Source organism: Cellulomonas sp. P4_B5_2, assembly GCF_056402235.1.
On the sequence record NZ_JBFUHU010000114.1, the window covers coordinates 1 to 24,720 of the forward strand.

At 72.0% G+C, this 24,720-nt stretch carries 15 protein-coding genes; 13 read left to right on the forward strand and 2 right to left on the reverse strand.

Annotated features, from left to right (window positions below):
* Positions 1-492 (reverse strand): IclR family transcriptional regulator (locus AC1DUQ_RS10090; protein ID WP_477073735.1); only part of this gene is annotated, 492 nt, incomplete at its 3' end.
* A gap of 204 nt (positions 493-696) precedes the next feature.
* Between AC1DUQ_RS10090 and kduI the strand changes: the two genes are divergently transcribed.
* From kduI to AC1DUQ_RS10140, 10 genes are all read left to right on the forward strand, one after another.
* On the forward strand, positions 697-1,479 hold the full coding sequence (gene kduI, locus AC1DUQ_RS10095) for a 5-dehydro-4-deoxy-D-glucuronate isomerase (protein WP_477062358.1): 783 nt from the start codon (positions 697-699) through the stop codon (positions 1,477-1,479).
* Positions 1,476-2,234 (forward strand): 2-dehydro-3-deoxy-D-gluconate 5-dehydrogenase KduD, encoded by a 759-nt coding sequence (kduD, locus tag AC1DUQ_RS10100; RefSeq protein ID WP_477062359.1) that lies wholly within the window; start codon positions 1,476-1,478, stop codon positions 2,232-2,234. The genes kduI and kduD overlap by 4 nt, the downstream gene beginning before the upstream one ends.
* Positions 2,235-2,341: 107 nt before the next feature.
* Positions 2,342-3,430, forward strand: coding sequence for a sugar ABC transporter substrate-binding protein (locus AC1DUQ_RS10105; protein ID WP_477062360.1), 1,089 nt, complete (start codon positions 2,342-2,344; stop codon positions 3,428-3,430).
* A gap of 92 nt (positions 3,431-3,522) precedes the next feature.
* Positions 3,523-4,434: an ABC transporter permease gene (locus AC1DUQ_RS10110; RefSeq protein WP_477062361.1), complete on the forward strand. Its 912-nt coding sequence runs from the start codon at positions 3,523-3,525 to the stop codon at positions 4,432-4,434.
* A complete protein-coding gene (locus AC1DUQ_RS10115; RefSeq protein ID WP_477062362.1) occupies positions 4,431-5,981 on the forward strand; it encodes a sugar ABC transporter ATP-binding protein in 1,551 nt (516 codons plus the stop codon). Before AC1DUQ_RS10110 ends, AC1DUQ_RS10115 begins: the two co-directional genes overlap by 4 nt.
* Positions 5,978-6,970 (forward strand): ABC transporter permease, encoded by a 993-nt coding sequence (locus AC1DUQ_RS10120; RefSeq protein ID WP_477062363.1) that lies wholly within the window; start codon positions 5,978-5,980, stop codon positions 6,968-6,970. Before AC1DUQ_RS10115 ends, AC1DUQ_RS10120 begins: the two co-directional genes overlap by 4 nt.
* Before the next feature lie 42 nt (positions 6,971-7,012).
* Positions 7,013-8,509 (forward strand): aldehyde dehydrogenase family protein, encoded by a 1,497-nt coding sequence (locus tag AC1DUQ_RS10125; protein WP_477062364.1) that lies wholly within the window; start codon positions 7,013-7,015, stop codon positions 8,507-8,509.
* A 119-nt stretch (positions 8,510-8,628) separates the two neighbouring features.
* Complete coding sequence (locus tag AC1DUQ_RS10130) at positions 8,629-14,667, forward strand: LamG-like jellyroll fold domain-containing protein (RefSeq protein WP_477062365.1); 6,039 nt, start codon at positions 8,629-8,631, stop codon at positions 14,665-14,667.
* Between the two features lie 272 nt (positions 14,668-14,939).
* A complete protein-coding gene (locus AC1DUQ_RS10135; RefSeq protein WP_477073736.1) occupies positions 14,940-15,653 on the forward strand; it encodes a YcnI family copper-binding membrane protein in 714 nt (237 codons plus the stop codon).
* A complete protein-coding gene (locus AC1DUQ_RS10140) occupies positions 15,650-17,317 on the forward strand; it encodes a copper resistance protein CopC (protein WP_477073737.1) in 1,668 nt (555 codons plus the stop codon). Before AC1DUQ_RS10135 ends, AC1DUQ_RS10140 begins: the two co-directional genes overlap by 4 nt.
* Here AC1DUQ_RS10140 and AC1DUQ_RS10145 read toward each other — a convergent pair.
* Entirely contained in the window at positions 17,314-18,066 is a 753-nt protein-coding gene (locus AC1DUQ_RS10145; RefSeq protein ID WP_477062449.1) for a DeoR/GlpR family DNA-binding transcription regulator, read from the reverse strand. The two genes, AC1DUQ_RS10140 and AC1DUQ_RS10145, sit on opposite strands and share 4 nt — an antisense overlap.
* 46 nt (positions 18,067-18,112) lie before the next feature.
* Between AC1DUQ_RS10145 and AC1DUQ_RS10150 the strand changes: the two genes are divergently transcribed.
* From AC1DUQ_RS10150 to AC1DUQ_RS10160, 3 genes are all read left to right on the forward strand, one after another.
* A complete protein-coding gene (locus AC1DUQ_RS10150; protein WP_477062369.1) occupies positions 18,113-18,496 on the forward strand; it encodes a DUF4406 domain-containing protein in 384 nt (127 codons plus the stop codon).
* 91 nt (positions 18,497-18,587) lie between these two features.
* Positions 18,588-21,452 carry a metallophosphoesterase family protein gene (locus AC1DUQ_RS10155; RefSeq protein WP_477062370.1) on the forward strand — a complete coding sequence of 955 codons (2,865 nt, stop codon included), beginning with the start codon at positions 18,588-18,590 and terminating at the stop codon, positions 21,450-21,452.
* The coding region (locus AC1DUQ_RS10160; RefSeq protein WP_477073738.1) for a DUF6603 domain-containing protein at positions 21,449-24,720 on the forward strand (3,272 nt) is incomplete at its 3' end. The genes AC1DUQ_RS10155 and AC1DUQ_RS10160, both read left to right, overlap by 4 nt.

Genomic DNA, 24,720 nt, shown 5'->3' on the forward strand with positions numbered 1-24,720 from the left:
GGCGCGGACCTCGGCGGGTCGCTCGGCCAGGATCGCGCGTCCGAGGGCGGTGGAGAAGGCGGGGAGGCGCCGGCCGACGGGGGAGTGCATCCGCAGGGGGTGCACGGACTCCCGCTTGGCCGTGTAGATCACCTGGTTTCCGGCGAGCCGGCCCAGGTTGACGGTCTCCTCCGTGGCGCCCGCGATCTCGTCCATGATCGCCTGGGCGCGCGCGAGCACCGGGTCGCCGGCCAGGTACGCGGAGCTGACCACCAGCGAGTGGATGCCCAGCTGGTAGACGCTGCCGGTCTGGTCGGTCTCGAGCCACCCGCGGTCGGTCATCGTCTTCAGGAGCGCGTGCAGGCTGCTCTTGGGGATCCCCAGCCGCGTGGACAGCTGCAGCTGGGTGCCGGGGCCCGCCGCCGCGATCTCGTCGAGGAGGTCCAGGGCGCGAGCGGCCGACTTCACGGGGCCGGCGGCGCCGAGGGTGCCGTTCGGGTGCGGGGACTGCATCGCAGAGCCTCCTGATCTTCCGCGCATCTCGCACGCGCGGAGCGTTCCCCCGACTGTACTCGCTCGTCCACATACATGGACGGACTTCCATCCCTTGACCGTGAGGTGGGTCACGTGTACGTTCGCGATTCACATAGACGAACACAGTTCATGAAACAGGGAGCACATGTGATCCAGGTCCGGTATTCGACATCGCCGTCGAGCGTGGAGACAGCAACCACGGCGGACCTGCGGGAGAACTTTCTCGTCGACGACCTGTTCGAGTCCGGCGAGGTGCACGGGGTCTACACGCACGACGACCGGATGATCGTCGGCGGAGCGGTCCCGGGTCACGAGCGCCTCGAGCTGCCGTCGTGGAGCGAGGTCCTGGGGACCGGCTCGCACCTCGAGCGTCGCGAGCTCGGCGTCGTCAACGTCGGGGAGACCGGGCACGTCCTCGTGGACGGCGAGAAGTTCGAGCTCGGCCACCTCGACGGGCTGTACGTGGGCCGCGGCAGCGAGGTCGCGTTCACCGGCGCCGACGCCGCCTTCTACTTCGTGTCCGCCGGCGCGGGCGCCACCTACCCCACGACCCCGTTGGTCCACGACGAGGTCAGCGGGGTGTCCATCGGCACCGCCCAGGGCGCCAGCGAGCGCAATCTCTACCGCTACGCGTGGGGTTCCGAGCTCAAGACGGCGACCCTGCAGTTCGGCGTCACCGTCCTGGCGGACGGGTCGGTGTGGAACACGCTCCCGCCGCACCTGCACGACCGCCGCACGGAGGTCTACCTCTACGTCGACCTCGCCGAGGACGGGCGGGTCTTCCACTTCCTCGGCAAGCCGGGCGCCACGCGGCACCTGGTCCTCGCCAACCGGCAGGCCGTCATCTCGCCCCCGTGGTCCATCCACGCCGGTGCGGGCACCAGCTCCTACGCCTTCATCTGGGCGATGTCCGGTGAGAACACCGAGTACACCGACCTCGCGCCCGTCCCCCTGGAGCAGCTGTGACGCGCTCACCCTTCGACCTGTCCGGCAGGCGGGCCGTCGTGACCGGCGCCGGTCGCGGGCTCGGCCGGGGCGTCGCGCTCGGCCTCGCGCAGGCGGGTGCCGACCTGGTGCTCGTCGGCCGGCGCGACAGTCACACCGAGACCGAGAAGGCGGTCCGCGACCTCGGCCGCGACGTGGAGCTCGTCGAGCTCGACCTGGGCGACCACGCCGCGGTCGCCACCGTGGGCGCGCAGATCTCGGACCGCCACGAGGTCGACATCCTGGTGAACAACGCCGGAGTCATCGACCGCCACGACACGGTCGACGTCACCGAGGAGTCCTGGAGCAGGGTGCTCGACGTCAACCTGTCGGGGCTCTTCTTCCTCACCCAGCACGTCGGCGCAGCCATGGTCGGGCGCGGGCGCGGGAAGATCGTGAACATCGCCAGCCTGCTCTCGTTCCAGGGCGGCATCCGCGTGGCCTCCTACACGGCCAGCAAGCACGGTGTCGCCGGCCTCACCAAGGCCCTCGCCAACGAGTGGGGCCCCCGCGGCGTCCAGGTCAACGCCATCGCTCCGGGCTACATGGCCACCGACAACACGCAGGCACTGCGCGACGATCCCGACCGGGCGCGTGCGATCCTCGAGCGGATCCCGGCCGGACGCTGGGGCACCCCCGACGACGTCGCCGGCACCGCCGTGTTCCTGAGCTCCTCGGCAGCCGACTACGTCAACGGGCACGTGCTCGTGGTGGACGGGGGCTGGATGGCGCGCTGACCGAGCTGGCACTCCCGACGTTCCTGGCGCCGCGCCACGCGGCCTCACGCACCACCCTCTCGGAATTGTCCCGCCGGAGTTTCTGGCACTACGGAAGAGGATCAACGATGATCTGCACGTCACGTTCCGCCGCCGCGCTGCTCGGTCTGTCGCTGGCGGCCATGGCCCTCACGGGCTGCACCGAGGCGTCCAGCGCCGAGGAAGGCGGCTCCGGAGCTGCCACTGGCTCGTGCGACCCCGCCGACGTCAAGCTGGTCGGCCAGGTCCGCAACGAGTCCAACCCCTACGAGGCCTCCTGGCTCGACGGCGGCGACGCCTTCGCCGAGTCGGTCGGCCTGGAGCAGCAGCGGCTCACCTACGACGGCGAGTCCACCAAGCAGCAGGAGCAGATCCGCCAGGTCCTCGCGGGCGACACGGACTGCCTCGTGCTCAACGTCCTGCCCAACGGCGACGCGGACACCAAGCCGATCGTCGAGGGCGCCGAGGCGGCCGGGGCCTTCCTGGTCACCCAGTGGAACAAGCCCGCCGACCTCAACCCGGTCGACTACGACACCTGGCTCAGCCACATCACCTACAACGGCATCGAGTCCGGCAAGCAGATCGGTGACGCGCTGGCCGAGGCCATCGGCGGCGAGGGCGGCATCATCGCGCTGCAGGGCATCCTCGACACCGGGGCGGCCAAGGACCGGTTCGCCGGGCTCGAGGAGTCGCTCGCCGAGAACGCCGGCGTCGAGCTCCTCGACCAGCAGACCGCGAACTTCTCCCGCCAGGAGGCGCTCGCGGTCACCGAGACCCTGCTGACCAAGCACGGTGACAAGGTCAAGGGCATCTGGGCCGCGAACGACGACATGGCCCTGGGCGCCCTGCAGGCTCTGGAGCAGGCCGGCCGCACCGACGTGGCCGTGGTCGGCATCGACGCCGTCCCCGACGCGCTGACCGCCATCAAGGACGGCACCATGACCGCGACCGTCTCGAGCGACGGCCCGTGGCAGGGTGGCATCGGCCTCGCCATCGGCTACTGCGTGGCCACCGGCGAGCTGGCGGTCGAGGACATCGCCGACGACAACCGCGCGTTCTTCGCCGAGCAGTTCCTCATCACCGACGAGAACGTCGCCGACTACCTGACGCCGAAGACCGACCCCGCCGACTTCGAGTGCGACAACGTCTTCAACCGTGTGGCAGGTCCGCTGTCGTGACCATGACATCCCCCGCCGAGGACGTTGTCGCGGCGCGCCCCCAGCCTCGGCGGGGGGTGTCCCTCCGGGACGCCGGTCCTCCGATCGCCCTCGTGGTGATCGTGATCGTCTTCTCACTGCTCAGTGCGCAGTTCCGCACGCTGGGCAACTTCCAGAACATCCTCGACGCGGCCTCGGTCCTGGCCGTCGTCACCTGCGGCGCCACGTTCGTGCTGCTGATGGGCTCCATCGACCTGTCAGCGGCCGGGGTGATGGCCACGTCGGCCATCACCGTGGCGCTGCTGGTGGAGAACAACCGCAACGGCAACGACCTCGGGTTCCTCGGCATCGCGATCGCGGTCGCCCTGGGCGCGGCGCTCGGGTGCCTGAGCGGGGTGCTGCTCATGGTGCTCAAGGTCCCCTCGTTCATGACGACGCTGGGCGTCTCGGCCATCGGGATCGGGATCGCGACGCTCCTGTTCGCCGGCGTCCAGCCCAACATCACGGACGCCGCGCTGGAGAGCTGGGCGACCGACCGGCTGCTCGGGTTCACCTATCTCACGTGGATCGCGGCGGGCTGCGTGCTCGTCGGCTGGCTCATCCAGCGGTACACCCGGCTCGGGCGCTACGCCTACGCGATCGGCGGCGCCGAGGAGGTGCTCGGGCTGTCGGGCGTCAAGGTCGCGCCGTACAAGGTGGCGGTCTTCACCCTCGCCGGCGCGTTCTACGGGCTCGCCGCGGTCATGGTGACCAGCCAGCTCGGAGCCGGGCTGGTGCAGGCGGGCGCCGACTTCACCTTCTCGTCCATCACCGCCGCCGTCGTCGGCGGCACCCTGCTCACCGGCGGTCGCGGGGGAGTCCTGCACTCCACCGTCGGCGTGCTGCTGATCGTCGTCCTGACCAACGGGCTCGTGCAGATCGGGGTCAGCCCGTACTGGCAGGGCGGCGTCCAGGGTCTCATCGTCGTCATCGCCGTCGCGGCGGCCGCCGTGCCGCTGCGCCACAGGAACCAGGTCGTCAAGTGAGCGTCGAACTCGCCAACCAGCCCAGCCCCTTGCTGCCGGCCCTCGAGGTCCGTGGCCTGGTCAAGCACTACCCGGGCGTCAAGGCGCTCGACGGCGTCGACTTCTACGTCAACCAGAACGAGGTGCTCGGCCTCGCGGGCGAGAACGGGGCCGGCAAGTCCACCCTGCTCAAGGCCCTCGTCGGTCTGGTCCGCCCCGACGCGGGGCAGATCTACGTGCGCGGCGAGAAGGTCAGGATGCGCAGCGTCGTGGACGCGGCCGACCACGGCGTCGGCATGGTCTTCCAGGAGCAGTCCCTGGTGCCCAACCTCACCGCGGCCGAGAACATCGTCCTCGGCAGCGAGGGGCCTGGGGTGCGCCGCGGGCTGTACCGCTGGGAGACCATGCGCAGGCTGGCGCAGGAGCAGCTGGACAAGATCGGCTCGACCATCGACCCGCTGGCACGCACGGACACGCTCAGCTTCGCCGACCGGCAGATGGTCGAGATCGCCAAGGTGCTGCGCATCGAGCAGCGCACCCAGCACGCCCCGGTGATCATCCTCGACGAGCCGACGTCGGTGCTGGAGTCCGGCGAGGTCGAGACCCTGTTCACCCAGATCCGACGGCTGCGCGAGTTCGCCTCCGTCATCTTCGTCTCGCACCGTCTCGACGAGGTGCTCGAGGTGTGCGACCGGGTCACGGTGCTCCGCGGCGGCCAGTCCGTCGGCGACGTCCCGACCGCCGGTGCCGTGCCGGGCGACCTGCACCGCCTGATGATCGGGTCGACGGGGTCCGACGACCACTACCACGACAACTCGATCGACCGTCCTGCCGGTGAGCCGCGTCCCCGGCTCACCGTGCGCGGCCTGAGCGGCCCGTCGTTCCGCGACGTGGACCTCGACATCGCAGCGGGGGAGATCCTGGCGATCGTCGGCGTGCACGGCTCGGGCCGCGAGGACGTGTGCCGCGCGCTGTTCGGGGCGGAGGAGACGCTCGCCGGGGAGGTCACGCTCGACGGGAAGAAGCTCGACCTGTCCGGCACCCGCGCGGCCTGCTCCGCGGGTGTGGGCTACGTGCCCGCCGAGCGCAAGATCGAGGGCATGGTCGGCCCCATGTCGGTCGCCGACAACATGACGCTCACCAAGCAGGGCGTCCGCTGCGCAGGCCCGCTCGTCATGCCGGTCAAGCAGGCGTCGATCGTCGACAGCTGGATCTCGCGGCTCTCGATCCGCACGCCGCACCGGGGGACCCCGATCCAGCGGCTGTCCGGCGGCAACCAGCAGAAGGTGGTCCTGGCCCGCTGGCTCGTGGGTGGCGACATCCGGCTGCTCCTGCTCGACCACCCCACCCGCGGCCTCGACATCGGGGCGCGCTCCGAGGTCTACAAGCTCATGCGGGAGCTGGCGAACACCGGGGTGGCCACCCTGCTGCTGGCCGACAGCCTCGAGGAGGCGATCGGCATGGCCGACCGGATCGTCGTGATGAGCGACGGCCGGATCACGGCCGAGGTCGACTGCCCGTCGGGCAGCAAGCCGACGCCCCTCGACCTCGTGAAGGAGATGGTGTGAGCGCCCCCGTCATGACCAAGCCGGCGACGGACAACGCCGTCAAGGGCGGCCCCACCGTCGGTGCCCGCCTGACCTCGTTCATGCCGGTGATCGCGCTGGTCGCCCTGGTGGTCGCCCTCGCCGTCGCCGACCCCGGCTTCCTCACGGAGCGCAGCCTGACCGCCGTGATCAACACGGCGGCGCCGCTGGCCGTGCTGGCGGCGGGCGCCACGGTCGTGGTGCTGTGCGGCGGCATCGACCTGTCCATCGCGGCGCTGGCCTCCCTGTCGAGCGTGTTCCTCGCGCTCTGGCTGCCGAGCCTCGGTGGCCTCAGCACGCCCGCCGTGGTGGGAGTGGCCGCCGCGCTCGGCGCGCTCCAGGGCGCGTTGCACGTGTTCCTGCGGATCCCGTCGTTCATCGTGACGCTCGGCGGGATGAGCATCTTCTCGGCGATCGCCCTGGTGGTCTCCGGCGCGGGCACGGTCCCCGTCGTCGACGACTCGGCGATCAGCTGGGCGAACATGTACGTCGCGGGCCGCGTGCCTACCGCGGTCGTCGTGGCCGTGGCCGTCGTCGCGGTCCTGGCGATCCTCATCAAGGTGACCCCGCTGGACAACTACATCAAGGCGACCGGCTTCTCCGAGCCCGCCGCCCGGCTGGCCGGCGTGCCGGTCGACGCCGTCAAGATCGGGGCGTTCTGCGTCTCGGGTGCCTGCGCCGGCCTCGCGGCGGTGCTCCTGGTGGCCCGCAACTACAGCGGCAGCCCCACGGTGGCCGACTCGCTGCTGCTGCCCGCAGTCGCGGCCATCGTCGTCGGCGGCACCGCCATCACCGGCGGCCACGGCAGCCTGTGGCGGACGCTCGCCGGCGCCCTGGTGGTCACCCTGCTCCGCGTCGGGCTCTCCACCGTCGGCGTCTCGTCGGCCTACGAGCAGATCCTCTACGGCGCGATCATCGTCGTCGCCGTGGCCCTCACCCTCGACCGATCGAAGGTCTCGATCATCAAGTAGCCGTCGTCTCCCACCGCTCCGCGTCACTCCTGGAAGGCCACCATGTCGCTCGACACCTCTACCCTCCTGCCCGCCGTCCGCTCGTTCCTCTCCTCGCCCAAGCAGCTGTTGATCGACGGCGAGTGGGTGGACGCGAAGGACGGGAAGACCTTCGCCACGGTGAACCCGTCGACCGAGGAGGTCCTCGTCCAGGTGGCGCAGGCGTCCGCCGTGGACGTCGACCGCGCGGTCGCCGCGGCGCGCAACGCGTTCGAGGCGCCCTCGCCGTGGTCCCGGTTCACGCCGCGCGACCGCTCGCACCTGCTGTGGCGCATCGGCGACCTGATCGAGGCCCACGCGACCGAGTTCGCGCAGCTGGAGGCCCTGGACAACGGCAAGCGGGTCGAGGCCGCCCGGGACGGGGACGTGGCGACGGCCGCCGAGCTGTTCCGGTACTTCGCCGGGTGGGCCACCAAGATGGAGGGCACCACCATCCCCATGTCCGTGCCGGGCCGGGACTTCCACGCCTACACGCGCCGCGAGGCGATCGGTGTGGTCGCGGGCATCGTGCCGTGGAACTTCCCGCTGCTCATGGCCTGCTTCAAGATCGTCCCGGCAATCACTGCGGGCAACACGGTCATCCTCAAGCCGGCCGAGCAGACGCCCTTGACCGCGCTCCGGCTCGGGGAGCTGCTGCTCGAGGCCGGCGTCCCTGCGGGCGTCGTGAACATCCTTCCCGGCTACGGCGACGCGGGTGCCGCGCTGGTGGACCACCCCGGCGTGGACAAGGTCGCGTTCACGGGCAGCACCGAGGTCGGCAAGAAGATCGCTGCCGCGGCGTCGGTCAACCTCAAGAAGGTGTCGCTCGAGCTCGGCGGCAAGGCGCCGAACATCATCTTCGCGGACGCGGACCTCGACGCCGCAGTCGCGGGCGCGACCCTGGGCGGCTACTTCAACGAGGGCCAGTGCTGCGTCAACGGCTCGCGCCTCTACGTCCAGCGCGCCGTGTTCGACCAGGTGGTGGAGGGGGTCGCCGCCGCAGCCCGCGCGATCACCGTGGGCGACGGCTTCGAGGCGGGAGCTCACATGGGCCCCCTGGTGTCGCAGGAGCAGTTCGACAAGGTGCTCGGCTACATCCGCGGCGCCGTCGCCGACGGTGCCGTCCTGAGCGCCGGCAGCACCGACCCCGCCCGTGATCGCGGTTACTTCGTCAGCCCGACCCTGATCACCTCCGTCACCGAGCAGATGGCGGTGCAGACCGACGAGATCTTCGGCCCGGTCGTGACCGCGATCCCGTTCGACACCGAGGACGAGGTGGTCGCGGCCGCCAACAACACCGTCTACGGCCTGGCCGCGGGCGTGTGGTCGCAGAACATCGGCACCGCCCACCGCGTGGGTGCGCGGCTGCGCGCCGGCACGGTCTGGCTCAACACGTGGCACGCCGACGACGTCACGCTGCCGCGTGGGGGGTTCAAGCAGTCCGGGTGGGGCCGCGAGCTGGGGTCGTTCGGCCTGGACGACTACACCGAGCTGAAGACGGTGATCGCCGAGCTCCGCTGACGCGGGGTGCCGGGGCACGACGCAATCCGCGCCACTACGGTCCAAATGACGCGGCCCGCCGGTGTGCACCGTCGGATCCGTCGTCGCGCTGTTCCGAGCCCACGACAGAGGGATCCCAGATGAACCTGCTACGCAGATCAGCCCACGTGCGGACCGCACGTGCCCGACGTTCGGTCCTGCGGTTCGTCGCGCTGGCCGCCGCGCTGGCGGTCGGCCTCCCGGCGATGGCCGCCCCGGCCTCCGCGGCCCCCGGCGACGACGAGACCCTCCGGGTCCTCCTGTTCTACAAGGCCAACTTCCACGCCTCGCACGTCCAGGCCCGCCAGGCCGTGCGCGACCTCGCGACCGAGCTGTCCACCGAGTACGGCAAGACGCTCGAGATCCAGGAGACCGACGACCCCGCGGCGTTCACCACGGCGAACCTGGCCACCGTCGACGCGATGGTGTTCGCCCAGACCGGTGGGGTGCTCTTCGACGCGGCCCAGCGCGCCGCGCTCGAGAGCTACATCCGCGGCGGCGGCGGCTTCATGGGTCTGCACTACACCGGCTGGTCCGTCGGGCAGAGCGAGCACGACGTAAACCCCTTCTACGCCCGCCTCGTCGGCGCCATGTCGGAGGGCCACCCGGAGAACCCCGCCGTCCGCCCCGGGCGCGTGGTCGTGCGCGACGTCGAGCACCCGCTGACGGCCGGCCTCCCCACGAGCTTCACCCGCAGCGACGAGTGGTACGACTGGACGGTCAACCCCGCCCCCTACGTGCGCACCCTGCTGCTGGCCGACGAGGCGTCGTACGGCGGCGGACGTCAGGGCACCGAGCACCCGATCACGTGGTGCCAGGAGATCGACAGCGGTCGGTCCTGGTACTCGGCCATGGGGCACGAGGGCACGGCGTACGCCGAACCCGTCATCCGCACGCAGATGCGCAACGGCCTGGCCTACGCGTCCGGTCTGGTGCAGGCCGACTGCTCGTCCCCGTCCAAGGAGGTCAACGGCGCCTGGAGCGGCGTCACGCCGTGGCCGCTGATGCCCATCAACATGGCCCTCACCTCCGACGGCACGGTCCAGTCGTTCGGCAGCGTCGGCGGTTGGGGCACCGACACCACGCCCTACGACTGGACCGGCGACAGCTCGATCACGCAGGGCGGGCAGATGGAGGTCGACGTCTGGGACCCAGCGCAGGAGCGCACGCTGGCGAACCTGCGCAGCGGCATCCTGCCGAACACCACCTACACCGACCTGTTCTGCTCCATGCAGGTGCAGAACCCGCACGACCACTCGACGATGACGGTCGGCGGTGACGACGGCCTGGGCGGCAACGCGCCCAACGACGCCGCCATCGGGGTCACCAGCTACACCACCAACAACGGGCTGCAGAACGAGGCGCCCATGAACTTCCCGCGGTGGTACCCGACCGGCACGACGATGCCGAACGGCGACATCGTGGTGCAGGGCGGCAGCCTCCGCGGCGGACCGGGCGGACCCGGCGTGCTCACCCCGGAGATCTACACCCCGGACGAGGGCAGCGGCTGGAAGACCCTCGACGGTGCCACCAGCCCGGTGGCCTACGGCGACGGCGGTGCCGACCACGCCGGCGCGGACGAGAACCGGTGGTGGTACCCGCGGGCGTTCGTGACCCCCGGCAGCGGCACCCTGTTCAACATCAGCGGCACCCAGATGTTCGAGCTGGACCCGCAGGGCAACGCCGGCGAGGGCGAGCTCACGCTGCGCGGCACCCTGCCGGCCGGCATCGCCAACCAGGGCGCCGACGGCAACCCGGTCGGTGCGACCTCGACGGCCACGATGTACCGGCCCGGCAAGATCCTGCAGGTCGGCGGCGGCTGGTGGGGCAACGGTGGCGGCCCGGACGGCGCGCGCGCCGGCTTCACGGTCGACATCACGGGTGGCACGGCCAACCCGGTCATCGCGCCGACCGCGCCGATGGAGTACCAGCGCCACTGGGCGACCTCGACGGTCATGCCCGACGGCGACGTGCTCGTCACCGGCGGCAGCCGCGAGAACAACGGGAACGGCGGATACGTCACGAACGCCGAGATCTGGGACCCCGAGACGGGGACCTGGACCACCGTCGAGTCACCGTACGAGCACGCCCGGCTGTACCACTCCGCGGCGCTTCTCCTGCCCGACGGTCGCGTGATGGTCGGCGGTGGCGGGGCTCCCGGGCCGCGCAACTACACGGACGTGGAGTACTACTCCCCGGCCTACCTGTTCGACGGCGAGGCGCTGGCCCAGCGGCCGGAGATCACCGACGCGCCCGAGGCCATCGGCTACGACGGGACCTTCGGGATCACGGCGTCCGGTGACGTCTCCCGCGTGACCCTGGTCCGCAACGGCTCGGTCACCCACGGCTTCAACAACGACCAGAACTTCCAGGACCTGCAGTTCAGCCAGGTCCCCGGGTCGGGCGAGGTCACCATCACCGCTCCGCAGGACGGCACGTACGCCCCTCCCGGCGCGTACATGCTCTTCGTGTTCGACGCGGACGGCACCCCGTCGGTCGCCTCGATCGTGGACATCGACCCCGAGGTCGCGATGGACAAGCGGACCCCGCAGGTCGTCGACCAGTTCGAGTACCCGCGCCTGCCCACCGACTGGCGCGGCGGCAACCCCGCCGCGGTCGTCGACGTGGCCCCGGGCAACGGCCGCATGACGCCTTGGACCGTCGGCAACCAGGTCCAGCTCGTGCGCGGCACCGCACCCGGCCAGGGTGGCCTCGGCCTCACCGGCTACCACCTGGCGCTGGGCGGCTCGGGAAGCCTCGAGCGGACGCTCACGGGTCTCGAGCCCGACAGCGAGTACCGGATCTCGCTGCGGTACGCACGCGACAGCCGGTCGGCAGGGTCGGGCCCCGGGACGGCGACGCTGACGGTCGGGAGCCTGAGCACCACGCTCACGGCCACGACCGACATGCCCTCCCAGAGCAGCAGGGCCATCACGTTCGGCACCTACGTCGGGACGTTCACGGCCTCGGCGCGCGCCGAGACGCTGAGCCTCACGGGAGCCGGCGCCGGTCTGGTGATCGACGACCTCGTCGTCATCGCCGTGGACCCGGGCGTCGGGGACGTGCCGGTCCACTACGAGTTCGAGGAGGGCCAGGGCACGTCGGCGGCCAACACCGGCACCGACTCGTCGGTCGGGGCAGCGACCCTGACCGGCACCACCGGATGGTCGCCGAACGGGGCTCTGGGAGGGGCGCTCGACCTCTCGGGCGGCTCGAACGCCAACGCCGTGGACCTGCCGGACAACCTGCTGCAGGGCGCGGAGAACTTCTCCACCTCSTTCTGGGTGCGGCCGGACACCAAGGCGAACTGGATCGGCCTGTTCCACCTCGGTGACGGGCTGGAGGGCGCGGGCAGCTTCTTCCAGATCCAGATGCAGACGCAGGCGGCCGGGGGCACCGGGCTGGCCGCCACGTTCAAGGCGAAGGGCAGCGCCCTGCAGGAACGCGTCTACGCCACCCCGGTGAAGGACGTGGTCGCGGGCACGTGGAACCACGTGGCGTTCACCCGCGAGGGTTCGACCGGCACGCTGTACCTGAACGGTGTGGCGGTCGCGAGCCGGGCCGACCTCACCATCGACATGGCCGACGTCGGGCCCACGTCGAACAACTGGCTGGGCCGCAACGGGTACCCCGACCCGGCGTACGACGGACTGATGGACGACGTGCGCCTGTACACGTCCACGCTGTCCGCGGACGACGTGTCGGCCCTGTACGACGACGGCACCGCGCTGCGTACCACGACGACGGTCACGGCCGGCCCGGCCTCCCCGTCGCCGTTCGCGGAGCCGGTGGCGTTCACGGCCGAGGTCGAGGGCGAGGACGGCCAGCCCGCCGGCGGCACGGTCGCGCTGTGGGTCGACGGGACCGCCGTCGGGTCGCCGGTGACCCTGGCGGCCGGGACGGCCACGTTCCCCGAGCTCACCCTGCGCCGGGGCGACCACCAGGTGGAGGTCCGGTTCGCGGCAGCCGACGGCTGGCGTGACTCGACCGCGACGATCGCGCACACGGTCCAGGGGCCACCCCCGGGATCGGGTGTGCCCATCCGGTACACCTTCGACGAGGGGACCGGCCCCACGGCCGCCAACACCGGCCTGGACCAGTCGATCGGGTCGGCGACCCTCCAGGGCGCCGCGGGCTGGGCGGCGGAGGGCAGGTTCGGCCCCGCGCTGTCGCTGCCCGGCGGAGGCTCGGCCACGGGCAACCAGGCCAGGCTCCCGGACAACGTCCAGGACGGCATGGACGACGAGTTCAGCGTGTCCGTCTGGGCACGCCCGGACGTCCTGCCGGCGTGGGTGCCGCTCCTGCAGATCGGCAGCAGCACGGACACGTTCTTCCTGCTGCAGTCGAACACCAACGCCGCCGGTGCCACCGGGTTCGCCGCGACCTTCAAGAAGGCCGGCGCCGCCAACCAGGAGCGGTTGACGTTGGGGGCAGGCAACGACCTGCCGCTGAACCAGTGGACGCACGTGGTCTACACGCACAGCGGCACCACCGGCAGGATCTACTTCGACGGGGTGCTGAAGGGCACCCGCACCGACTTCACGCTCGACATGGGTGACGTCGGGGTGGCCGGCAGCACGACCGCCAACCTGGTCGGCGGCACCAGCTGGCCGGACGGCCGGTTCGACGGTCTGGTCGACGAGCTCCAGCTGTTCGGCTACGCGCTGACCGAGGAGCAGATCGACGACCTGTTCGAGGGACCGCCGCCCCCGAACGCCGCACCGGTCGGGGTCGCCGACTCCTTCACGACCTCCGAGGGCGATCCCCTCACGGTCGCGGCTCCGGGCGTCCTGGCCAACGACACGGACGCCGAAGGCAGCCCGCTCACGGCGACCAACGCCACCCAGCCGGCTCACGGCACGGTCGTGCTCGCGGCACAGGGGTCGTTCACCTACACCCCCCAGGCCGACTTCTTCGGGACGGACACCTTCACGTACACGGCGAACGACGGGTCGCTCGACTCGGCGCCGGTGACGGTGACCCTCACGGTGGAGGAGGACGTGGATCCGGGACCTGTGGCCACCACGGTCGCGGGTTCGGCGGCGACGTTCACGTACGGCACGGCGGGGTCGGTCGTCGCGACCGTCACCCCGACGACGGCCACCGGAACCGTCTCGCTGCTCCTCGGCACCCGCACCTTCGGGTCGGGCGAGCTGTCGGCGGGGACGGTCACGATCCCGCTGGCGGCGACGTCGCTGGTCCCCGGCACGCACCAGCTCACGCTGGAGTACGCCGGTGACCCCACGCACGCGCCGTCGACGGGGACCGTCGCGGTGACGGTGCAGAAGGTCACGCCGACGATGGTGGTGACGGCGCCGAGCGAGGTGGCGCCGGGGACACGCCCGAGCGTGACGGTGGTGCTCTCGGCACCGGACGGCGTCCCCGTGACCGGCTCGGTCAGGATCGACGTCGCCGGCTACAACACGGTCTCCGGCACGCTCAAGGACGGCAAGGTCGTCCTCGAGCTGGCCACCGCGACCGAGGTCGGCGTGCTGGACCTCACGGTGACCTACCGGGGGAGCAGCCTGGCCGAGCGGGTGGTGAAGACCCTCACCATCACGGTCGCCAACCCGACGCCACCGGCGACCACCAAGATCACGGGGTCGGCGGCGACGTTCACCTACGGCACGGCGGGCACCGTCTCCGCGACGGTCACCCCGGCCACGGCCACGGGCGAGGTCACGGTGCGTCTCGGCTCCCGCGTCCTCGGGTCGGGCACCCTGTCGGCGGGGAAGGCGACGATCCCGCTGCCGGCGACCTCGCTGGCACCGGGGACGCACCAGCTCACGCTGGAGTACGCCGGTGACCCGAAGCACAAGGCGTCGGCGACGACCGTGAAGGTGACGGTCAAGAAGGCCACCCCGACGCTCGCGGTGCAGGCGCCCAGCGAGGTGAAGGTCGGTGCGCGCCCTCTGGTGCGGGTGATCCTGTCCGCACCTGACGGGGTTCCGGTGACCGGCACGGTGGCGGTCGCGGTCGGCGGCGGCAGCACCGTCGTCGACACGCTCAGCGGCGGCGAGGTGGCTGTCGAGCTGGCCAGGGCGACCAAGGTCGGCGACCTCAAGGTCACGGTCACCTACCGCGGGAGCACCCTGGCCGAGACGGTGAAGAAGGACCTCACCATCAAGGTGAAGCGCTAGCCCGACAGACGAGGCGGGCCCGGAGGATGTTCCTCGCGTCCGGCCCCGGAGCAGCTCGACGGTGATGTTCGGCATTGGCAGTTCCCTCTCTTCGGGAGCGTGGTCCACATGCGCGACCATGGTTCGCTCATATGAACGCCATCCTAGGCGTGGGCTCAGATCGGTTCAACAGTGTGTAGCAGGTTCACATCCTTGACAGAGATTCTGCGGGCTGCTTCAGTGGCGGCGTCACCGGCGACAGCCGGGCTCAGTGTCGAGGTGAGGACCGGTCCATGAAGCGACTCGTGGCGCGGACGGGCGTCGTCGGCGCCGCGGTCACGCTCGTGCTGGTGGGTGTCGCCGCGCCGGCCCAGGCGCACGTGACCATCACCCCCTCCACCACCGCGGCCGGCGCCTACGCGGTGCTCGAGGTGAGCGTCCCGCACGGGTGCCAGGGATCGTCGACCACGGGGATCACCATCCAGCTCCCGGACGAGATCGTCTCGGTCACCCCGACCCGCCACGCCCTGTGGGAGGTGGAGAAGAACCTGGAGCAGCTCGACCCGTCGGTCACCGACAGCCACGGCCGTCAGATCACCGAACGCGTCGCCTCCGTGACCTACCGGACCGACAGCCCGCTCCCCGAGGGCTACCGCGACGTCCTCGAGCTGTCGCTCCTGCTGCCCGACCTCGAGGGCGAGACCCTGGTCTTCCCGACCATCCAGACGTGCGAGCAGGGCGAGGCCGCCTGGATCGAGGTGCCGGCGGAGGGGCAGGACGGGGAGGCGCTCGAGCTTCCGGCCCCGTCGTTCGTCCTCACCGCACCACCGGGCGACGGCCACGGCGCGCCCGCGGTGATCGACACCAGCCTCGCTGCCGACGGCGGCGCCGCGGTCGAGGACAAGGCGGACGGCGTCGACGCGTGGACGGTCGGGGCGCTGGTGGTCGGCCTGGTCGGCGCCGTGATGGGCGGGACGGCACTCGTGCTCCAGCGTCGGCGCGCATGATCGGACGCCGCTCGCCCGCGCGAGCGCTGCTGCTGCTCCTCGTCGCGGTCGCCGGGCTGCTCCTGGGCTCGGCCGGTCCTGCGTGCGCGCACTCGACCCTGATTGGCTCCGACCCGGCCGAGGGTGCCGTCCTCGACGCGGCGCCGGAGCGGATCCGGTTCACGTTCGACGAGGCGGTCGCGGGCGTGCCGGACGGTGTCCGGGTGTTCGACGCGGAGGGTGCTCCGGTGGCGTCGTCCGCAGCGGTCTCCGGCACGGAGCTGGCGGTCACCCTGACCGAGCAGGCGGCGCCCGGGACGCTGGTGGTCGTCTGGCGGGTGGTGTCGGAGGACGGGCACCCCGTCAGCGGGTCGCTCACCTTCTCGGTCGGCGCTCCCAGCAAAGAGGTGGCGCTCCCGCCGAGCACCTCGAGCGCCAGCACCCGCGCACCCGTCGCGCTGAGCCTGGCCCGCTGGGTCGGCTRCGGCGGGCTGCTGCTGTCGACGGGCCTCGTCGCGTTCGCCCTCCTCGTCGTGCCCGCCGGTGAGCTCACGGGCCAGGTGCGTTCCCGGCTGGTCTCCGTCGCTCGAGGCGCAGCCGTGGCCACGGTGGTGGCCTGGCTCCTGGGGCTGCCGCTCACGGTCCTGTACCAGGTGGGCGGCGGTGCGGGCTCGTTGGCGCGGACCAGCACGTGGGCCGGCGTGCCGACGACCGAGTACGTCGTGACCGCCGCGGTCGTGCTCGGCACCGCTGTGGGCGTGGGGTTCCTGAGTCGCGGGGCCCTCACCGGATCGCGACGTCTCGTGGCGCTGGTCGCCGCGGCGGTCGCGCTCGTCGCGCCGGCCTTCACCGGTCACACCCGTGCCGCGTCCCCCGAGGCGCTGGTGGTCGGCGCCGACATGCTGCACCTGCTCGCCGGGAGCATCTGGCTCGGCGGCCTGGTGGGACTCGCACTCACGCTCCGTGAGCTCGCCGACCGGGGCGAGGTCGCGGCGCACGTCCTGGCCCGGTTCTCCGCCCTCGCGGCCGGCGTCCTCGTCGCCCTGGTGGCGGCCGGCTCCGTCCTGGCATGGCGGATCGTCGGCTCCTGGGACGCGCTGGTCAGCACCGGCTACGGCCGCCTCCTGCTGGCCAAGGTGGCGCTGGCCCTGGTCGCCGTCGGGATCGCCGCCTGGAACCGGTACCGGCTCGTGCCCGCCCTGCGGGCCAGCACCCGGCTCCGCACCCGCCGAGCGGGGGCCGACCTCCTCGTGCGTTCCCTGGGCGCCGAGGCTGCCGTGCTCGTCGTGGCCCTGGCGGTGACCGGGTTCCTGGTCGACCGGAGCCCGCAGGTGGAGGCGTCGGCCGTGGACCGGGCCAGGGAGGGCGTCCAGACGGCGACGCTCGGTGACGTCCACCTGCAGGCGCGTCTCGCACCGCTGACCGCCGGACCCAACGCCGTCACCCTCGAAATGCGTGACGCGGCGGGGGAGCCCTTCGAGGGGTTCGGCGCGCCGAGGGCCCGACTCTCCTCGGACCAGGTCGACCTCGGTCCCGTCGCGCTCACGAACGCAGGTCCCGGCACCTACACCGCCGAGGTCGTGCTCCCGTCCGCGGGCACCTGGCGGCTCCAGGTCTCGTTGCGGACGAGCGAGTTCGACAACCCGGTGACGACCGTGGAGTTCCGGGTCGACGCCTCGTCCTAGGCGCGCAGCACGCGGACCCCGGCGCTCTCCAGCTCGGTGAGGACGGGGTGCGTCCGGTCCGCGTCGCTGACGATCCCGGAGACCTCGTCGAGCCCGAGGACCGTGAACGGGGACGCCGCGCCGATCTTCTCCTCGCTCGCCATCACCCAGGTCTGCGACGCCCGGCGCGCCAGGGTGCGCTTCATCGCAGCCTCGTCGGCGTCGCCGGTGGTCAGGCCCGTGTCCGCCCGCACGCCGGTCACGCCCAGGAGGAACAGGTCGGCGCTGATCAGTGCCGCCGCCTCGGCCGTGGCGGCGCCGGACGTCACGACGGAGTGCTTGAACAGCCGCCCGCCGAGGACGAACACCTCGGCCGGGTGGTCGACGAGCGCGACGGCGATCGTCGGGCTGTGCGTGATCACGGTGAGCTGGTCGTCGCGGGGCAGCGCGCGCGCGACCTCGAGCGCCGTGGTGCCGCCGTCCAGGATCAGGGTGCTCCCCGGTTCGACCAGCTGGAGGCAGGCGGCCGCGACGCGCTGCTTGCTGCTCGTGGCGAGCTCCTGCCGGCGGGCGTAGCTCGCAGCCGCGGGGGCGACCGGGATGGCGCCGCCGTACACGCGATGGCACAGTCCGGCGGCGGCGAGCTCGCGCAGGTCCCGCCGGATCGTGTCCTCGGAGGTGTCCAGCTCGGTCGCCAGGTCCCTGGCCACGAGCCGCCCGTCGGCGTGGAGCCGGTCCAGCAGGAGTTCCTTGCGCTGCGCGGCGAGCATCTGCACGATTTCCCTTGTTCGTTCCGACTCGTGCACACTATCGCACATGACGACGCCACTCATGATCCTCATCGCCGGCCCCTACCGCTCCGGGACGGGCGACGATCCCGCGCTGATGGAGCAGAACCTCCGACGCCTCGAGCAGTCCGCCTGGCCGATCTTCCGCGCCGGTCACATCCCGATGATCGGGGAGTGGGTGGCGCTTCCGGTGCTGAGCAGCGCGGGCGCCGACGGCCCGCTGAGCCCGCTGGCGGACTCCGTGATGTACCCGACGGCGGAGCGGTTGCTCCAGCACTGCGACGCGGTCCTGCGGGTCGACGGTGAGTCGACGGGGGCGGACCAGGACGTCGCGATCGCGCACGAACGCGGACTGCCGGTCTACCGCCGCGTCGAGGACATCCCCGGCTTCGTCGCCGAACCGGAGAGCTGACCGCGCCGACCCACCCTGGCCGCGGCGGGCGATCTGGGTCTAGCGTCCGATGTGTCCGGTATCGCCTCAGCAGTGGGGCAGGCGAGAACTGATGCAGCTTCCGCTCCTCCTCGCGGGTCCTGTCCTGCGTCGCGTCGACGCAGGACTCGTCGCGGTCCAGGTGATGCTCAGCGAACCGGCGACCGTCAGGCTCACCGTCTGGGAGGGGCGGGTCGCCTTCGACACCACGAACCCGCCCTTCGCGAGCAGCGGCGATCCCTCGGACCCCAACGCTCCTGCGCCTCATCCCGGCGAGTCGACGGTGCGCATCGGCGAGCAGCTCCACCTCGGACTCGTCACCGCGCGTCTGCCCCCCGCCTCCGGCAAGGTCTTCCAGTCCGATCGGCTCTACTCCTACAACGTCACCATCGAAGGCACCCAGAACAGGACCGACCTGGCCGAGCTGGGTCTGCTCGGCCCGCACACGGTCAGCGGGGTCGACGTGGGGCCCCTCGGCTACGCCGACCGGATGCTGCCGAGCTTCGCCCTCCCGCCGACGACCCTCGACGACCTGCGGCTCGCGTACGGCTCGTGCCGCCGGCCGGGGTACGACGACGGAGACGCGCTGGCCTGGATGGACGAGTACCTGGGCGAACGGGTCGACGACCCGCGCGCGCGGATCCACCAGCTGTTCCTCGGCGGTGACCAGATCTACGCCGACGACGTGGACCCGATCATGATGCTCCGCGTCGTCGAGCTCGGCGTGGAGCTCATCGGCACCGCCGGCGGGGTGCCGGTCGAGCGGGTGAAGGTAGGCCAGGTCCTCCGGCGGCCGCCGGCGAGCACGCCGACCGAAGCCGACCCGACCGCGGCGTACACCCCCGAGACACCGCAGGAGACGGCCGCGGCGGGAGACCTGCCGGCCGGGCCACCGCAGTTCCCGGTCGACGACGGCCGCCCGGGGCCGACCGTCGAAGGGCGGCTGGGCCTGACCACCGTCAGCGGCCAGCTGACGAGCATCGACGGCAGGAACCACCTGATCTCGCTCGGGGAGTTCGCCGCCACCTACGTCCTTGTCTGGTCGCCGGCCTGCTGGGGGGAGGAGGTGCCCGGCGCCACGACGAGCGGGGGCACCGCCCTGCGCTGGCTGGACACGCTCGGTGCAGACGAGGACGTCGTGATGCCGACGCACGTCCCGCCGGAGCGCGTCCCGCAGCACCTGTACGCCGACGCAGCGACGCTCGCCGGGCGTGCCGCGAAGGAGGCGAAGAAGACCGACGAGGACCGCGCGAAGGAGGCCGACCGCGAGCGGCGGTCGAGGCTGCGCAGCCACCGCGTGCACCGCGAGCTCCTGCTCGGGCTCGGCCGGGTGCAGCGCGTTCTCGCGAACGTGCCGACGTACATGATGATCGACGACCACGACGTCACCGACGACTTCTTCCTCAACCCGATGTGGCGGCACCGGGTGCTCGGGTCCGCCCTCGGCCAGGTGATCCTGACCAACGGGATGCTCGCCTACGCCCTCTTCCAGGACTGGGGCAACGATCCGCGCCGGTACGACCCGGTCACCACGCCCAGCCATCCCGAGCTGGGGGGTCAGCTGCCGGGCGACCTGCTCGACCAGGCGGCCCGGCTGTTCCCGGCATCGACGCCCGGTCCGGACGCGGACGCCTTCGCCGCCGTCGGTCGGATGTTCGGGCACAACCTCGACAACCCACCGCTCCCGGACGGCCGGTTCGGCGCCGTCGACGCGCCGATCACCTGGCACTTCACGGTCGACGGTCCTCAGCACGTCGTGGTGGCCCTGGACAACCGGACGCGGCGCAGCTACGTCGCGGAGATCGGCCCACCGGGCAACGTGTCGACGGAGGCGCTCGTGGACCAGATCCCGCGACCGCCGCTGCCCGCCGGGCGCGAGGTGCTCGTGGTGATCGCACCGCTCCAGGTGATCGGTCCGCCGGTCATCGACGAGGTGGTGGCCCGGGCGATCTACCGGATCTTCGACCTGGCCACGGCCGGCGACCTGACCGACCCGGCGTCCGTGGCCGGGAACCGCCGGATGCCGGGGACGAACCCGGACGCCCTGGAGACCTGGGCCTTCGACGCGATCACGTTCGAGCACCTCCTGGCCAGGCTCGCGGAGCACCAGCGGGTGGTGGTCCTGTCCGGCGACGTGCACAACGCGGCGTCGAACGTCATGAGCTACTGGCGGGGCGCGCAGGAGCGCCCGGCCCGCATCGCGCAGTTCACCTCCAGCGGGTTCAAGAACGTCATGCCCGTCTACCTGCGGGCGCTCGACCGCAGCGCGATGCTCCTGCAGGAGCTCCTGCGCGCGAGGCTCGGCGTCGAGCGGCTCGGCTGGACCCGCCCGGACGCCGACCTCGTGCTGCTCCCTCGCGACCGGACCGAGGCGGACCTGGTGGCGACGACGCGGGCCAAGCTGCTCCGCAGCCCGGTGCTTCTGGCGACGCACGGCTGGCTGGACGACAACGAGGACGGCGAGCAGCCGGACCCCGAGCTCACGTCGCGGCTCAACCCGGCGAAGCCCCCGGAGTGGCGCTGGCGGGTGACCCCCCTGCTCGACGACCGCGCCGACGTCGACCGCCCGGCGCCGATCCGGGTCGCACCGTTGGACGACGCCACGATCGAGGCCCAGCTCGCCGACCCCGCCACGGCCTTCCCGGCCATGCAGGCGGTCGCGGGCCGGCACCAGGCAGCCCTGGACCGCATGCGGAACACCCGGCAGATGATGTTCCGGTCCAACTTCGGGATCTGCCGGTTCGAGTCGGGTCAGGACGGCACGGTGACGGCCGTCGGCGAGGTGCACACGTCGGCCGTCGACCCCGAGACCCAGCTGCCGGTGCTCGGCCCGTACATGGTGCACCGGGCGTCGCTGGGTCCGCAGGCCGAGGCGCCGCCGGAGCAGCTGCGCGAGTCGGTGCTGAGCCGGGTGCCGATCCCGGAGCCGGAACCGTGAGCGCGCGCTCGGTGCTCCGCCAGCTCGCGGGCGAGGTGCTCGACTTCGTCACCTTCTCCGCCGACCTCCTGGGCCGGCCCGAGGTCCGCAGCGCGGTGCTCACCGACCTCGGGGCCGCGCCGGACGCGACGACCAAGGCCCTCGTCCTGCCGGAGGCCCCGCTCGCCGCGATCACGGAGTACCGGGCGCAGGTGGACACGGACCTGCAGGCGGACATCGAGGCGGCCGGCAACCTCGCCCTGCTCCTCGGGGCGGTCATCGACCAGGTCGAGTCGTGGCAGGGCACCGACTGGGCGGGCCGCGGCGACACGTTCGTGAACAGCCTGCTCGACCTGCTGGGCAGCACCTACGTCCGACGCCGCTGGCCCAAGCTGTTCCTGGTCATGCAGGCGGTGGCGATCACGACCGAGCTCACCGGGTCGCTGGCGCCGGGGGAGCAGGCCCACACCCGGTTCCTCGACGCCTTCGGCACGATCTTCTCGTTCGTGTGGAACCCCGGGCGGACCCTCGAYGACCTGGACGACACGCAGCCGGGTGCCGAGGGGAGCACCCTGAACACCGCGCGCGACACGTCGTTCCTCGTCGTCGACGGGCTCATCCGCGGCATCGTCGCGGCGATCGCCGTCGTCGACCAGACGCTGGACGAGGACGCCCTGAACGTGCTCGACGACGTGATCGTCGGCTGGGACGCGGCCGCGCTCGACGTGGACTCGCCGGCGCGCCCGACGGCGGCGGACGTCCTGGCGGGCCGGATGGTCTCGCTCGCGCTGCGGCGCGACGGCGGCACCGACTCCGAGCAGCTGCGCGTCACCTGGATGTACCTGCCCCGGCGACTGGGCACCCCCGCACGCCCGCACCAGCTGTTCCTCGCGCTCGGCGGCACTCTCACGCTGGACGAGGTGCTCAACCCCGGGGCCACCGACGGCCCCACCTGGAGGTTCCGGGTCGACATCCGCAGCGACGCCGGCGCCGCCCTGCTCATCGACGGCGACGGGGTGCAGCCCAACGCGACCGCAGCCGGCTCGGCCGTCTCGGTGGGCTACCGCGCCGCGCCCGACGAGACAGGGATCAGCTACGCCCTGCCGCGATCCACCGGGACCCGGCTCGAGATCGGGGAGATGGCGGCGGTGCTCACGCTGAGCGCTTCCGGCGCGCGCATCCTCCTGCGGCTGGACCACTGCGCCCTGGTGATCGACTCGGCCGACAAGGACAGCTTCGTGCGCAAGCTGCTCGGTGGCCGGCCGATGCGGAAGGTGTTCTCCCTCGGGCTGGGGTACGACGCCGCGCTCGGGTTCATCCACGAGGTGCACGTCCCCTCGACCGTCGACGCGACCGGCCCCGAGCCGCCGTTCGACTCCTCGGGTCCGGCGGGTCCGCCGGCGATCGAGAAGACCCTCCCGCTCGGCGGGGGCGGGACGCTGGGCATCAACGTGCACGAGGTGGTGCTGCGGCTGGCCGGGCGCCGGGCGGAGGCGCCGGAGACCGGGTGGGCGGTGGCCGCCGGCGGGCTGGTGTCGTTCAGCACGCAGCTGGGCCCCCTGTACGTCCGGGTGGACCGGCTGGGCCTGTTCGCCGCGGTGGACACGATGACCCCCTCCGCCGAGCGCAACCTGCGGGTCATCGACGCGCACGTGGACGCGACCCGGCCGACGGGGATCGCCCTGGACCTGCGGACCGGACCGGTCAGCGGCGGCGGCACCATCCAGCACGACCCGACCACCGGCGACTACGTCGGTGCGCTCGTCCTGCGCGTGGGCAAGCAGATCACGATCACCTGCATCGGGCTCGCGTCGACCCGGGACCGCGAGGGCAACGAGCTGTCGTCCCTCCTCCTCATCGGCACGGTCGAGCATCTCGGGTGGCAGGCCGGCGTGGTCACGCTCGACGGTCTGGGTGTGCTCTACGCAGCGGACCGGACGCTCGACGTGGCCGCCGTCCGCGCGGCGCTGCCGTCCGGGCAGCTCAAGCACATCCTCTTCCCCGCCGACCCCGTCAAGCACCTCCCGGAGCTCGTCGCCGCGCTGCGCACCTTCTTCCCTCCGAAGGACGGGACGCACATCTACGGCCTCCTGGTGAAGCTGACCTTCGGCAGTGCGCACCCCCTGCTGCGGGCCGACCTCGCGCTCATGCTGGAGCGCGACTCGGTCTCGGAGACGAGCCGGCTGCTCGTGCTGGGCCGGGTGTCGTCGGTGCTGCCGCAGGAGGAGAACGCACTCGTCCGGCTCAACCTCGACGTCGTCGGGGTGTTCGACTTCGACACCGGGGCCGCCGCCCTCGACGCGGTCCTGTACGACTCGACGCTGTGCGGTCGCTTCGTGCTGACCGGCGCGGCGGCGTTCCGTCGCGAGCGGGGCCAGGGCTTCGCGCTCGCGGTGGGCGGGTTCAACCCTCGGTTCAGTCCGCCGGCGAACTTCCCCGTGCTGCCGCGGGTCTCGGTGGCGCTCACCACCGGCGACAACCCCAAGCTGGTCATCGAGGCCTACCTCGCGATCACGACGAACACCCTGCAGTTCGGCGCGAAGGCGTCCCTGTACGCCGCCGCGTACGGGTTCAGCATCCAGGGGTACATCGGGTTCGACGTGCTGGTGAACTTCTGGCCGCCGCACTTCATCGCCGACTTCGCGGCGGGCGTCCAGCTCAAGCGCGGTTCCCGGAACCTGTTCAAGGTCGACGTCCGAGGCATGCTCGAGGGGCCGATCCCGCTGCGGGTCGCCGGGAAAGCCACCTTCGGCATCCTCTGGTGGGACTACACGGTCTCCTTCGACAAGACCCTGATCGGCGGGAGCGGGTCCGTCGTCACCGAGACCATCGACGTCGTCACCGAGCTCCTCGCCCGGCTCGGCGACCCCGGCAGCTGGCGGACGGAGCTGCCGGCGGCCGCGACGCAGGTGGCCGGCGTGCGGAACGTGCCACGCACCGACGGCCTTCTGCTGCACCCCCTCGGTCGACTCGTGGTGCAGCAGGGGCTCGTCCCCCTGAACACCACGCGGGAGATCGACCGCGTCGGCGCCTTCGTGCCGCGCGACGCCCGCCGCTTCGCGCTCACCGAGCCCCGGATCGGCGGCGCGACCCCGGGCGTCGCTCCCGTGAGCGACGAGTTCCCCGACAGCCAGTTCTTCGAGATGAGCGACGCCGAGCGTCTGGCCGCGCCGGGCGTGGTGATCCGCGAGGCCGGCGTGAGCTTCGGCAACGACCGCTACGCCTCCGACGCCACGGGCGGCGTGGCGGCGCCGTTCCGCTACACCGAGATCGTCGTCGGGCCGGACGG

What these genes read in the sequence shown, in the direction of transcription:
- AC1DUQ_RS10155 (WP_477062370.1), top strand. Translation starts at nt 18,588, where the DNA reads ATGCAGCTTCCGCTCCTCCTCGCGGGTCCTGTCCTGCGTCGCGTCGAC.
- AC1DUQ_RS10135 (WP_477073736.1), top strand. Translation starts at nt 14,940, where the DNA reads ATGAAGCGACTCGTGGCGCGGACGGGCGTCGTCGGCGCCGCGGTCACG.
- AC1DUQ_RS10145 (WP_477062449.1), bottom strand. Translation starts at nt 18,066, where the DNA reads ATGCTCGCCGCGCAGCGCAAGGAACTCCTGCTGGACCGGCTCCACGCC.
- AC1DUQ_RS10150 (WP_477062369.1), top strand. Translation starts at nt 18,113, where the DNA reads ATGACGACGCCACTCATGATCCTCATCGCCGGCCCCTACCGCTCCGGG.
- AC1DUQ_RS10105 (WP_477062360.1), top strand. Translation starts at nt 2,342, where the DNA reads ATGATCTGCACGTCACGTTCCGCCGCCGCGCTGCTCGGTCTGTCGCTG.
- AC1DUQ_RS10125 (WP_477062364.1), top strand. Translation starts at nt 7,013, where the DNA reads ATGTCGCTCGACACCTCTACCCTCCTGCCCGCCGTCCGCTCGTTCCTC.